This is a genomic window from Cellvibrio sp. GW822-FHT04B05 (assembly GCF_058800985.1).
This window is the reverse complement of record NZ_JBXAMU010000003.1, coordinates 339,835-352,216: the sequence shown is the minus strand read 5'-3', so window position 1 is coordinate 352,216 and position 12,382 is coordinate 339,835. Positions and strand designations below refer to the sequence as shown.

Here is a 12,382-nt window from a genome sequence, read left to right as displayed (position 1 = left end):
ATTTTGGCGCGTAAAATGATCTTAGTAAGTCGTTGCAAACAGACGCCCCACTCCCTAGAGTTTTGCGGTCGTCCCGTTTTAATCGCTCGATAATAAAGGGGCAAGATAGGAAATCACCCGATGAACCTCAGCCATGCGTATCTCGACCGGATTATTGCCCGCTTAACGCAAGTGGCAGAGGTGTCCTATCGCCGGATTTTTAACGGCGCCGGCATTTATTATCGCGGCGTGCAGTTCGCCATCGTGGTGAATGACCGCCTTTACTTCCGCGCCGATGAGCATTCCCGTTCGCTATTCCAGCAAAAAGGCATGGCCGCATTCCAGCCACGGGTCGCCGTGGATGTTGAATCCTGCTTCTTCCAACTGCCCGACGAGGTGCTCAACCAACCCGCCGAATTAAGGTACTGGCTGCGCATCGCTATCGAAGCCGCACAAATTGGCAACTTCGCTGACGACGAAACCACGCTTGAGACTCCTATCCGTCATTTCCAGGCACGCGCCTGTTAGCCGCATCTCTAATAAGCATCTTGGCACATGCCCCGCCAATATCCGTCAGCCCAGGTATTTCTACCTGTGTTTGTTGCGCGCAAATTATCAAAGCTGGGCTAACCTCATAGGATAATTGTTTGAGGGACTGCCTATGGGCATTCGTATTTTAGTGGTGGACGATGCCACTTTCATTCGCGACATGATCAAGAAACAACTGCGCGATAAAATTCCCGGTGCTGAAATTATCGATGCACCTGATGGCGCACGTGCGCTGGTACAACTGAAAAATCAAACTGTCGACCTGATCCTATCAGATTGGGAAATGCCCAATGTGAGCGGTGCCGAATTGCTAACCACGGTCCGGGCAATGCCGTCGGCGGGTACAGTACCTTTTATTATGATCTCCAGTCGCGGCGACCGTAACCACATCATCAAAGCCATTGAGCTGGGGGTTTCCGACTATTTAACCAAACCTTTTTCGGCAGAAGAATTGCTCAAGAAAGTCTTCAAGCAATTGAAGCTTGCCGGCAAAACACCGGTGCAAGCCGTTCGTACCGCAAGCACGCAGGGTATCGCTTTCGCTTCTGTGGATGTCCTGACCGGAGGCCAGGTAACTGCCCCTAAACCAGTCAATCCGTTTGCCCATGACAATGCCGGTGCGCCGGGTGTCAAACCGGCAATCAAAGCAGTCACCGCCACCAAAACTGCCAAGGGCAAGGCGCAATTGCGTTTCGCCAATAACCGCACTTTTGCCTGTGTGATCCGCGAAATGTCGCTGCAATTGATGAGCTGTTTAATGCAGCGGGGCGACGATTTGCCCGGTGTATTTGAACAGGCGGTGGTGGATATCGAAACCGGCGACGGCAATAATCTCGCGCGCGTTAACGGCTATGTGCACAGCATCCAGGCGGGCGAAAACCGGCCGGATACCAGCGTAGTAAAAATCGTCATCCGCTTCGTTGATAACGACGCGGAGAAGTTTGAAACCCTGTCCAAATATATCGCCCAGATGTAAGCGCTCCGCTCGACTTATTGCGCCCGATGTATCACCAGCAAATCCCTATCCACTGACTATACTCATTACCATGTTTCACCGTCGCTGCCACCCGGCAGCGGCCTGTACAGGTTTTCCGCCATGCTCCCTGTTCTTCGCCGCCACTTGTCGCTCCTGCTCTGCGTGCTGATGCTGTCATCCCCCTCCGTTTTTGCAGAGATAGAACATCGCTTCTCCGGTTTTGCCACCCTCGGACTGGCCATCAACGACAACCCGAACCTGGTGTTTCGCCGCAACGTTACCCAAAACGATGGCGCCTACGAAGACAGCGCCTTCTGGAAAAACGATTCACTGGTCGGCCTGCAATGGCAAGGGCGCTGGTCGCCCGAATGGGAAGCAGCAGTACAAGTGGTTGCCAAAGACCGCTTCAAGAACACACTGGAAAATTCCATCGAATGGGCATTTTTGCGCTATCGCCCCGTTGATGGCCTGGATATGCGCGCCGGGCGTATGGGTGCCGACGTATTTATGCTTTCCGACTATCTGCAAGTGGGCTACGCCATGCCCTGGGTGCGGCCGCCGCACGATTACTACGGCATAGTATCGCTGTATCACTTTGATGGTGTCGATGTGAACAAACGCTTTTTGCTGGGCGATACCGCGCTTAACATCAAAGCGTTTTACGGCAATTCCAGTGAAGAATATCCAACCGGCTTTCAAAGCGAGCGGGGTACCAAATTTGATTTTGATGTGCTCGGCAGTACTGCCAGCCTTGAGTGGAATGTTTGGAAACTGCGCTACACCTACGCGCGCGTGTCAGTGAACAGTGACCAGGGCCGCGCCTTGCGCGCTGCGCTGCAGCAAGTTGGGCCGCTATGGCCGGACGTAGTCGACATCATTCCGCAATTGGAAACCGTCAATAAACATTTTGATTACAACCAATTTGGCATCAGCTACGACGACAACACCTGGTGGATGCACAGTGAATATGTGCGTCTCGCCTCGAGCCTCGGTTTGATTGCCGACGGCTCACACTTTTATGCCAGCCTCGGCCGCCGCTTTGATGATGTCAGTATTTATTTACTGACCGGCTATGCCGAACCCAAAAACAATCTTGTTGATATCATCGCGCCCACCGGTTTTCCTGCGCCCCTCGCCGCACAGTTAAATCTGCTCGCCAATGCCACCGAGCGCAGCCTTAATGGTGTGCGTATCAAACAGAAAAGTTATGGCCTGGGTACACGCTGGGACTTTGCCAGCAAGATGGCGCTCAAGTTTCAGGCGGAGCGATTCGATATCGATAAAACCGGCACCAATCTCTGGTTGCGCACTGATCCAACGACCTCAATCACCGAGGATCAACAAGCGACAGTGATGAGCATCGCTCTGGATATATTGTTCTGATGCGTAAACTATTTTTAATACTAGTCACGCTGATATTGAGCGGCCCGGCGCAGGCGGAGATCCTGGTGATCGTGAATGCATCCAATTCCATCACTGCACTTGAACACAAACAAATAGTGGATTTATTTATGGGTCGCGTATCGGCCTTCCCCAATAAACAACCGGCGCAACCGCTGGATTTAAAAGCCGGTACGCCACAGCGTGCAATTTTTTATAAATCGCTCACCGGTAAAAGTGAAGCGCAAGTCGATGCCTACTGGGCAACGCTGGTATTTGCAGGGCGAATGTCGCCACCGAAACAATTCAGCGACGACAGCGCACTAATTGAGGCGGTCGCACAAGAGCCAGCCGCTATCGCTTATGTCACACGCCAACCGCTGCCCAAGAATGTAAAAATAGTGATGGAGCTAGCTGCTCGCCAATGAATATCAAAAGCCTGCACATAAAAGTTTCGCTGAGCGTTGCTGCTGCCGCACTGTTTGTCGTGGTTTTATCATCGCAATATTTTTACCAACGCAGTTACGAAAATTCATTCGCTGACAGTGAACGCTCAGTGCAGCAATTATTGGAAACTGTGCAAGCCACCGCTGCGATTGCCGCTTATGTCGGCAACCGCGAACTCGCGCAACAAGTCGTCACCGGTTTAACCCAAAACGACATAGTGGTCGGCGCAAAAATTACTGCGAATAAAGAAATTATCGGGCAAGACGGCAAAACCACGGCCGATGCAAAACAGCAATTAATTTCTATCCCGTTAAATGCGCCCTTCGATGAACAAGAAACTGTCGGCGAATTAGCGGTGGTACCGAATTTTCCGCTTATCGCCTTACGCGCACGGGATTCAGCCATGGCGACCGCGATAGGATTGGCGGCGCAGGCGGCTGTGGTTGCACTGCTGGTATTGATCATGGTGTATTGGATGATGACGCGGCCGCTGTCCAATCTCTCCGGTCACTTACACCGCATCACCCCCGGTGACGGCAACCGTTTGGACGTTGCCAATTTACATCGCGGCGACGAAATCGGTTTGCTCACCGGCGATATCAATGCACTCTTGCACACCGTAGAAACTATGCTCGAAGAAGAGCGGCAATTGCGCCATCGCGTAGAATTATTAGAGACGCGCTTCCGCGGGATTTTTGAAGACAGCAGTGCAGGAATTTTTTTAGTGCGCGAGCAGGGTACACTGGTTACCGCAAACCCGGCATTTTTTCACCTCACGGTGCTCGACGAATCGGCGCAACAAACACTTGGCAATAGCAATATTATCGAGCGCGTTTTTCTCGATCACGAGCAAGCATCATCACTGATTAAATTATCACTCATCACCCGCCGTCCGCATTCGGCCGATTTGCGTATTCGCACCGAAAACAATGATCTGGTGCGCTGGGTACACTGTATTTTTTCATCCGCCGGCAATGTACAGCAGGGCGCAACTATTGAAGGAGTGATGTACGACGTAACCCAGCGCAAACATGCAGAAGAGCGTATTCGCGAGCTGGCCGAAAAAGACGGCCTCACCGGTTTAAGCAATCGCCAGGCGGCAGAAAGCGCGCTGGAAGAATTGATCAACCAGGCACCGATTGGCGGCAAAGAGTTAGCGGTGATGTTGATCGACCTCGACCGCTTTAAATACATCAACGACACCTACGGCCATGATGCGGGCGATAAAGTACTGGTCACCATCGCCGGACGCCTGCGCAAATTGGTGCGCGATTCCGATGTAGTCGCGCGCTTGGGCGGCGATGAATTTTTGTTGGTATTGAATCATGCCGGCAACGTTGGCATGGTGCAGCGCATCGCGCAAAAAATTCTCGACGCACAGCAGGCACCAATAGAAATCCACCACGGCGTGCTGGAAAAAATCGGCATGAGTATCGGCATCGCCCTTTATCCCGACCACGGCGATAACCCGCTTAGCGTGCGCAAACATGCCGACCAGGCTATGTACTCCGTCAAGCGCCAGGGCAAAAACAACTACGCTATTTATAACCCCGACACTAATGAAAGTGCGGTTGATCCAATAGGCACCAAAGCCATATAACTGTAAACGATTACATTTTAATGGCGACAATAACCGAAACGTTTACACATTATTTTCCCGATAATGTAGGATTTAATTTCTACAAAACCCTTTTTTTAAGCAAAATAAATCCAATCTACTATTGCTCGATTTCATCCGCCTGTGTAGCATTTTCACCTACACACTCACTGATCGGCAGCTGTTGGTTTCTGCCGCGCATTGTTGAGTCCACTTTTTGAGTCCGCACAATGAAACAACGTAAACCTATAGTGATTGCCAACTGGAAGCTTAACGGTGGCCTGGATTTAATTTGTACCTCAGTCGCCTCGTTTATCGGTAAACACTTTGCGGCACAAATTGCAATCTGTCCGCCTTACTTGTACATGCGCGACATGATGATTTTCTTGCAATATTCCGAATTGCAAATTGGCAGCCAAAACGTCAGCCGTTACGATTCGGGCGCTTACACCGGTGAGACATCGGCGCAGATGTTGAAGCAAGCGGGTTGCTCTTTATGTTTGATCGGCCACTCCGAACGCCGCGCCATGTTTGCGGAAAATAATGAGGGCTGCAAAATTAAAGTACGCACTGCATTGAGTCACGGATTATTACCCGTGCTCTGCGTCGGTGAAAATCAACAACAGCGTGAAGCCAATATCACCGAAGAAATTCTTTATGAACAATTGCGCGGCGGCCTCGCTGATATTGATCTCACCGACAAAGATCTGTGTATAGCTTACGAACCCGTTTGGGCGATTGGCACTGGCCTTGCAGCAACTCCGGCAATCGCACAAGAAGTCCATCAATGTATTCGCGCCGAACTCGCGCGTATTTTTGATCAGGACACTGCCAATCGCGTACGCATTTTGTATGGCGGCAGCGTAACCAAAACCAATGCGCGCGATTTGTTACAGCAAACTGACATCGACGGCTTGCTAGTCGGTGGCGCCAGTTTGGATCCGGGTCACTTTGTCGCGATTTGTGAGCAGGCATCGGAGCTTGCAGAGATTGATGACTAGATTTTTTTGTTGCGATCATTTTATCGTAGCAAGTAATCAGGGCGCGGCAAGCAGCGCTCCTACGGCGTAAAAAATTTAAAACAATAACATTACAAAACGACAGAAAAATTAAAACAGATCCAATCGGCGAACAACTCGGTCATCACAAAAATCAACCACAGCTCAGGATTTTATGATGAACAGTCTCGCTAACCTTGTTGCCCCCGGCGTTGCCACTGGCGATGCCGTAAAAACATTATTCAATGCCGCCAAAGCCGGCGGCTTTGCCTACCCGGCAGTAAACGTTGCCAACACCAATACCATTAACGCCACACTCGAAGCTGCACGCAAAGTCAATTCGCCCGTGATTGTGCAATTATCACAGGGAGGTAGCGCATTTTTCCTCGGTAAAAGTATTAAGTTAGAGGGACAGGGCAGCTCGGTATTAGGCTCCATCGCCGCTGCACGCTATGTGCATGCAGTTGCCGAAGCCTATGGTGTACCAGTGATATTACATACTGATCACGCCGCAAAAAAATTACTGCCATGGATTGATGGTTTGCTGGCCGAGAGTGAAAAACATTTCGCCCAAACCGGTACACCACTTTTTAGTTCGCACATGATCGATTTATCTGAAGAATCCCTGCAGGAAAATATCGAAATTTCTGCTGCTTATTTAGCACGCATGCACAAGCTTGGCATTACGCTTGAAATCGAATTGGGTTGCACTGGCGGCGAAGAAGATGGTGTAGACAATAGCCATCTGGATAATGCCGCGCTCTACACCCAACCGCAGGATGTCGGCTACGCCTATGAAAAGCTGCGTCCGATCAGCGATAAGTTTACTATCGCTGCCTCATTCGGCAATGTGCACGGCGTTTACAAACCCGGCAATGTAAAACTCACCCCGGAAATTCTGCGCAACTCGCAAACCTATGTCAGTGAAACATTCGGCGTTCCGCACAACAGCCTCGATTTTGTTTTTCACGGCGGCTCAGGTTCCGAGGTGCAAGATATCACGCAAGCTATCCATTATGGCGTGGTTAAAATGAATATCGACACCGATACCCAATGGGCGTTTTGGGCAGGCACGATGGAATACTACAAAGCTAATGCCGGATATTTACAGGGCCAGATCGGCAACCCCGATGGCGAGGAAAAACCCAACAAAAAATATTACGATCCACGCGTCTGGTTGCGTCACAGCGAAGAACTTATGGTTAAACGTCTGGAGCAATCCTTCGCCGATTTAAATTGCCTCAATCGCTATGTGTAAGCAAGTTATTGAAACGCCATTAGTGGCTCGGGAATGTACATGAAAAATTTACTCAGCGTATTGCGCGGTGATGAAGTTAAAGTCAATTTAATCCAGGTGATAGATACGATTATTAATGCGGGCAAAGAGATTGCTTTGCGCGTGCGCCAGGGCGCGCTCGCGGACGTACTCGGCTCGACGCAGGATGAAAATATCCAGGGCGAAACCCAAAAACAATTGGATGTTATTTCCAACCAATTGTTAAAAGATTTATTACTGGCTTGCCCGGAAGTAGCGGCATTGGCCTCTGAAGAAGAGGACACAGTAGTCGCTGGCAATCCGGCGGGGAAATACATTGTTGCTTTTGATCCGCTTGATGGCTCATCCAATATCGATATCAACGGGCAGATAGGTACTATTTTCAGCATCTATTGCGCACTGGATTCAGTTCCGCATTCCAGCGAATTGCAATTTAATCAACAGGGTGTAAATCAAGTCTGTGCCGGTTATGTACTCTACGGCCCATCAACGCTGCTGGCCATTACCACTGGCAAAAGCACGCGCTGCTTTACCCTGGATTCAGCGCAAGATACGTTTTTATTAACGGCAGACAATATCCAAATCGTAAAAAATACCCAGGAATTTGCCATCAATATGAGCAACTTGCGTTTCTGGAATGAAGATATGCGCTGTTACATTGAGGATTTAATTCTCGGCGAAACCGGCCCGCGGCAAAAGCGTTTTAATATGCGCTGGAATGCGGCGATGGTGGGTGATGTGCACCGCGTGCTTACACGCGGCGGAATATTTTTGTATCCGTCCGATAATCGTAATACCAAACAACCGGCAAAATTGCGTTTGTTGTACGAGGCAAATCCGATGGCAATGTTAATCGAAAATGCCGGTGGAAAAGCCTGGAGCGAAAAGCAGCGGATTTTGGAAATCCAACCACAACAATTGCATGAACGCATTGCGGTTATTTTGGGTTCTGCCAATGAAGTGGATGAGTGCCTGGGTTATTTGCACGTACACTAATTTGATTCGAGTGGTGTGGAGTAGCGAACCCATCACAACAATCCTGCCGCGCTAGCTAAAGCCAAGGTGATATTTGGTCATGCTTTTGGCAGGCGGCATAAGATGATGGACATGTTGGGGTTCGTTCCTCACCCCAACCTACCCCGTGCATCGAGTTCTATTTTTTATTCTTTCGGCTGCCAATCACCCAATATTTTATCGCGCGTGTAATCTTTAATGTCTGCTTCGTTTAACTGACGACGCTTATCATTTTTAGCTGCACTAGGGCCACTGTTATTAAATTCAAAAAAGCGGGCGTCTTCTGGCTGAAATAGAATTCTGGCTCCATCTTTTGCAGTGCCTGACATTGAATACCAACCATCTTGCGTGATGTGCGCATCCATCCAGCTATTAATAAATACGGCTTTACCAATTGCGTTAGGGTCAGCATAACGGCCATCGGCAAATTGGGTGGTCGGATGCCATGGACGACCGAGGAAAGTGGAATTTTCGGGGACTGATTGATCGCGCGTTAATTTGCAACCAATAAACGTCATACCGTACTCGCTGCCAATATTAGTCGAGGGTGCAACTAAAAAAGCATGGGGATAAGTTGGCTTGCCCCGCGCAAGGGTTTTAATTTCTGATTGGGTAAACAGAGCATTGCCTTTACCGAAAATAAAATCCACATTGCCGGCGATCAGGCTTTTATCAAACCAGCTGCGTCCGGCATTTACAAATAAGGTGTCCTGATAGCCTAGCAAACGCACATCCCGCGCTAAAAACCGGTCGCTGCCATTATCCAGATGCAAAGCAACTGCCTGGGTATTAGCAATGCGCTTGGGGTCATCAATGGCAAGCGCATCAATGCTTAAAAAATCAAATGTATTTTCAACCGTAATCTGCTGCACCTGAATATTGGCGGCGCGAATAATAATGGTAGCTGAACCGAGCGTACCCCATATTTGGCCTTGGGTTGCACCAGATTCGGTAGATTGTTGCCCGGCATATGCATTGTAATAAATGCGTGTAGTATTTTTGTCGGCACCGATAAGTTGAATATTGGGCTTGGCGATAATAATTTTTTCATAGTAATCGCCAGGATTTATATAAATACGATAAGGTTTATTTGCAGTGGCAGGTGCTGCGTCCAATGCCGCTTGCACGCTGACGAAAGAGTTATCAACAACACTGTTTTTAGCGACGATTGCATCGTAATTATCTTGTTGCAAGTTGGCGCAGCCGAAGAGCAATAGGAAAACCGTCAGGAGGATAATAAAACGAAGCGGCATGATTTTCTTGTCTCCATAAAAACTACGCCCGCTTACGCGGGCGCCGGCACATCATTTCAACGTTAATCGGCAAAGCTTTCGTTTACGCTTGCCAATACACCTTTAGCGTAAAAACGCTCCAACCATTGCGTTGTAGTTTGAATAAAGCGCGGCTCATTGATAAGGTCAGCACCAAATACTTTTTGAATTCCAACCACCGCCTTAACCATGCCTGCCGGATTGTTTTGGTTTGCATCACAGGCTGCACGCAATTCTTTTGCAAGCGGATCGGATACTTCAATCGGAGCACCTTTCTCATCTACTCCAGAGACATAACGAATCCAGGCGGCAACCCCCAAAGATAAAATATCAATGTGACCATTGCCGGCCAATTGCTCGCGCAGAGTTTCCAGCAAACGTTGCGGTAATTTTTGCGAACCATCCATTGCGATCTGCCAAGTGCGATGCTTCAGCGCTTTATTGGAAAAGCGATCACGCAATTGTTGCTTATAGGCTTCAATATCAAAGCCCTCGGGTGCGCTTATGGTTTCACCGGCTTCGCGCGCCATATAGGTTTTAACCAAATTGACAAAAGCGGACTGCTCCATCACTTCACTGATATATTGGAAGCCGGAAAGATAACCGGTGTATGCCATAGTTGAATGCGCGCCGTTTAACAAGCGCAATTTGATTTTCTCAAATACGCGGACATCATCAACCAATAACACGCCAACTTTTTCCCACTCGGGACGGCCATCGGCAAATTTATCTTCCACTACCCACTGACTGAACGGCTCGCATACCACCATACCTTCGTCGCGCACGCTTTCGCCATTTACACTCAAGCGCGCTTCGATATCGCGACGATCTTCGTCAGTAGTAGCCGGTACGATGCGATCAATCATAGTGCAAGGAAATGTCGCATTGGTTTTAATCCAGGCAGCAAAGTCCAGCGCAATTTTTTCGGCAAATTGCATGACGACTTTTTCAAGTACTTCGCCATTATTAGGCAAGTTATCGCAACTGAGTAAAGTGAACGCCTTCTGCTTTTGATCAAACCGTTGTTTTAATGCGGCGACGAGAAAACCGATAGCGGATACCGGCTGATCAAGATGTGCAAGATCGTGAATAATATCTGGATGCGCAAGATTTAAATTGCCGGTGGCTGGATCATGGCAATAACCTTTTTCGGTAATGGTCAGCGAGACAATTTTTATAGTAGTAGCAGCCATTTGCGCAACCAATGCAGCAGGATTTTCCGGGCCAACCAAGGTGTCCAATACTGCGCCGATAATTTGCAATTTTTCGCCATCACCCGAGCGTTCAACTAATGTGTAAAGACAATCCTGTGGTACTAATTGATCGCGCACGCCGGCAGAACGTAAGCTGCTGCCAACAATTCCCCAATTACCGCCAAATTTATTCAATACCGCCTCGGTGTAAAACGCCTGATGCGCACGATGGAATGCACCTATCCCTAAATGCACAATACCGGGCTTAAGTGCTGCACGGTCATAGGTGGGGAGAATAATATCATTGGGAAGTTCATTTAATAATTTTTGGTTTAAACGAGTCATTAGAAAAATCCAGCAAGATTGATTTAGCAACACACATATATTCGCAATTACAATGGAGAACATTGTAAACCTTTATGCAAATTCGTAGCAGCTTATTAATAATAAAAAAACAATTTTTTGATCGAATCAAATTCTTCCCACGGCCAACTATTTCTATTTTTTACCCTGCAAGAGTGTTATATTTTGCGCTGCTTTTATTGATGTAAAAAATGCATTAGCGACAAGCAATACACATTAAATATCATTCCCGGAATTACTCAAATGGCACACATAGCAGCAATTGGCGAAGTCATGGTGGAACTGGCTCCCTTTCCCACTGCCGACAGCAATGGCCGTGAAATTATGGCCCTATCTTTTGCAGGCGACACCTACAACACTTCTGTGTATATGGCACGCCTCGGCTTAAAAACGGATTATGTCACCCAACTTGGCGAAGACCCTTACAGTGTCCAGATCATGCAACGGATAGCGAATGAAAATATCGGCACCGGCATGATCAAGCAATTACCCGGTCGCTCACCCGGCTTATACATCATTCGCAACACTCCCGATGGCGAACGCGAATTTTTCTACTGGCGCAAAGAAGCTCCCGCGCGCGAACTCTTTTCATCGCAAGACGCTGCCAACCAACTCTGTCAAAAACTGGTTGATTGCAACTGTGTTTACCTGAGCGGTATTACGCTCGCTATTATCGGCGAGAAATCGCGCGAATTTTTGTATAACAGTTTGCACAAGCTGCGCCAGCAAGGCGTGATAATCGCATTTGACAGCAACTATCGCCCGCGTTTATGGACTGATAAATTTGAAGCACAAAAAGCCATGCTCGCGATTATGGAATATACCGACATCGCACTGCTGACACTCGACGATGAACAATTGCTTTGGGGTGATGACAGCGTTGAAGGCTGCAAGCAACGCTACGCCACCTTCAATCTTGCCGAACTGGTTTTAAAACGCGGTGCCGATGACGCCATCATCATCACACCCGACACTGAAATCCGTGTTCCGGTTCCGCCAGTGCAAGGCGTTATTGATACCACCGGCGCAGGGGACACTTTTAATGCTGGCTATCTGGCAGGTCGCTTGATGAAAAAATCCCTCGAAGATTCTGCCAGGCAAGGCATTCGCTGCGCGGGTATTATTATTCGTCATCGCGGTGCCATTATTGATAAGGCTATTTTTGATAAAGAACTTGGCGCATAGGCCGGTAGCTTAAATCGCACGTTACGAGTTTGCCGTTAATACTTCGTTGTAAAACCCTTGAGCCATGGATGGCGAAATGGGTGTAGTGCGCATAGAGCACAACATGTTTTGCGCGCACGGAACGACAGCAATTTATTGCTGGCAGGCCCCGCTT

At 48.7% G+C, this 12,382-nt stretch carries 11 protein-coding genes; 9 read left to right on the top strand and 2 right to left on the bottom strand.

Annotated elements, in window-relative coordinates:
• Positions 1 to 120 precede the first annotated feature (120 nt).
• From AC1RJL_RS11415 to AC1RJL_RS11380, 8 genes are all read left to right on the top strand, one after another.
• The gene (locus AC1RJL_RS11415; protein WP_492914036.1) at positions 121 to 507 is read left to right on the top strand and encodes a TfoX/Sxy family protein; all 387 of its coding nucleotides are present in this window, start codon (positions 121 to 123) and stop codon (positions 505 to 507) included.
• Between the two features lie 133 nt (positions 508 to 640).
• On the top strand, positions 641 to 1,504 hold the full coding sequence (locus AC1RJL_RS11410; protein WP_492914034.1) for a response regulator: 864 nt from the start codon (positions 641 to 643) through the stop codon (positions 1,502 to 1,504).
• 120 nt (positions 1,505 to 1,624) lie between these two features.
• Positions 1,625 to 2,887, top strand: a complete 1,263-nt coding sequence (locus AC1RJL_RS11405) for a hypothetical protein (protein WP_492914032.1) — start codon at positions 1,625 to 1,627, stop codon at positions 2,885 to 2,887.
• Complete coding sequence (locus AC1RJL_RS11400; protein ID WP_492914030.1) at positions 2,887 to 3,312, top strand: hypothetical protein; 426 nt, start codon at positions 2,887 to 2,889, stop codon at positions 3,310 to 3,312. The genes AC1RJL_RS11405 and AC1RJL_RS11400 overlap by 1 nt, the downstream gene beginning before the upstream one ends.
• A complete protein-coding gene (locus AC1RJL_RS11395; RefSeq protein WP_492914028.1) occupies positions 3,309 to 4,931 on the top strand; it encodes a diguanylate cyclase domain-containing protein in 1,623 nt (540 codons plus the stop codon). The genes AC1RJL_RS11400 and AC1RJL_RS11395 overlap by 4 nt, the downstream gene beginning before the upstream one ends.
• 227 nt (positions 4,932 to 5,158) lie before the next feature.
• The gene (tpiA, locus tag AC1RJL_RS11390) at positions 5,159 to 5,929 is read left to right on the top strand and encodes a triose-phosphate isomerase (RefSeq protein WP_492914026.1); all 771 of its coding nucleotides are present in this window, start codon (positions 5,159 to 5,161) and stop codon (positions 5,927 to 5,929) included.
• A gap of 175 nt (positions 5,930 to 6,104) precedes the next feature.
• Positions 6,105 to 7,184 (top strand): class II fructose-bisphosphate aldolase, encoded by a 1,080-nt coding sequence (gene fbaA, locus AC1RJL_RS11385; RefSeq protein ID WP_492914733.1) that lies wholly within the window; start codon positions 6,105 to 6,107, stop codon positions 7,182 to 7,184.
• A gap of 39 nt (positions 7,185 to 7,223) precedes the next feature.
• The gene (locus AC1RJL_RS11380; protein ID WP_492914024.1) at positions 7,224 to 8,198 is read left to right on the top strand and encodes a class 1 fructose-bisphosphatase; all 975 of its coding nucleotides are present in this window, start codon (positions 7,224 to 7,226) and stop codon (positions 8,196 to 8,198) included.
• A 164-nt stretch (positions 8,199 to 8,362) separates the two neighbouring features.
• Here AC1RJL_RS11380 and AC1RJL_RS11375 read toward each other — a convergent pair whose 3' ends face one another.
• The gene (locus AC1RJL_RS11375) at positions 8,363 to 9,469 is read right to left on the bottom strand and encodes a pectinesterase family protein (RefSeq protein WP_492914022.1); all 1,107 of its coding nucleotides are present in this window, start codon (positions 9,467 to 9,469) and stop codon (positions 8,363 to 8,365) included.
• Between the two features lie 62 nt (positions 9,470 to 9,531).
• Positions 9,532 to 11,025, bottom strand: coding sequence for a mannitol dehydrogenase family protein (locus AC1RJL_RS11370; RefSeq protein ID WP_492914020.1), 1,494 nt, complete (start codon positions 11,023 to 11,025; stop codon positions 9,532 to 9,534).
• A 261-nt stretch (positions 11,026 to 11,286) separates the two neighbouring features.
• Between AC1RJL_RS11370 and AC1RJL_RS11365 the strand changes: the two genes are divergently transcribed.
• Entirely contained in the window at positions 11,287 to 12,228 is a 942-nt protein-coding gene (locus AC1RJL_RS11365) for a sugar kinase (protein WP_492914018.1), read from the top strand.
• Positions 12,229 to 12,382 lie beyond the last annotated feature (154 nt).

Excerpts from the sequence above, each read along its gene's own strand:
- AC1RJL_RS11415 (WP_492914036.1), top strand. The coding sequence starts at position 121 with ATGAACCTCAGCCATGCGTATCTCGACCGGATTATTGCCCGCTTAACG.
- AC1RJL_RS11410 (WP_492914034.1), top strand. The coding sequence starts at position 641 with ATGGGCATTCGTATTTTAGTGGTGGACGATGCCACTTTCATTCGCGAC.
- AC1RJL_RS11405 (WP_492914032.1), top strand. The coding sequence starts at position 1,625 with ATGCTCCCTGTTCTTCGCCGCCACTTGTCGCTCCTGCTCTGCGTGCTG.
- AC1RJL_RS11400 (WP_492914030.1), top strand. The coding sequence starts at position 2,887 with ATGCGTAAACTATTTTTAATACTAGTCACGCTGATATTGAGCGGCCCG.
- AC1RJL_RS11395 (WP_492914028.1), top strand. The coding sequence starts at position 3,309 with ATGAATATCAAAAGCCTGCACATAAAAGTTTCGCTGAGCGTTGCTGCT.
- tpiA (WP_492914026.1), top strand. The coding sequence starts at position 5,159 with ATGAAACAACGTAAACCTATAGTGATTGCCAACTGGAAGCTTAACGGT.
- fbaA (WP_492914733.1), top strand. The coding sequence starts at position 6,105 with ATGAACAGTCTCGCTAACCTTGTTGCCCCCGGCGTTGCCACTGGCGAT.
- AC1RJL_RS11380 (WP_492914024.1), top strand. The coding sequence starts at position 7,224 with ATGAAAAATTTACTCAGCGTATTGCGCGGTGATGAAGTTAAAGTCAAT.
- AC1RJL_RS11375 (WP_492914022.1), bottom strand. The coding sequence starts at position 9,469 with ATGCCGCTTCGTTTTATTATCCTCCTGACGGTTTTCCTATTGCTCTTC.
- AC1RJL_RS11370 (WP_492914020.1), bottom strand. The coding sequence starts at position 11,025 with ATGACTCGTTTAAACCAAAAATTATTAAATGAACTTCCCAATGATATT.
- AC1RJL_RS11365 (WP_492914018.1), top strand. The coding sequence starts at position 11,287 with ATGGCACACATAGCAGCAATTGGCGAAGTCATGGTGGAACTGGCTCCC.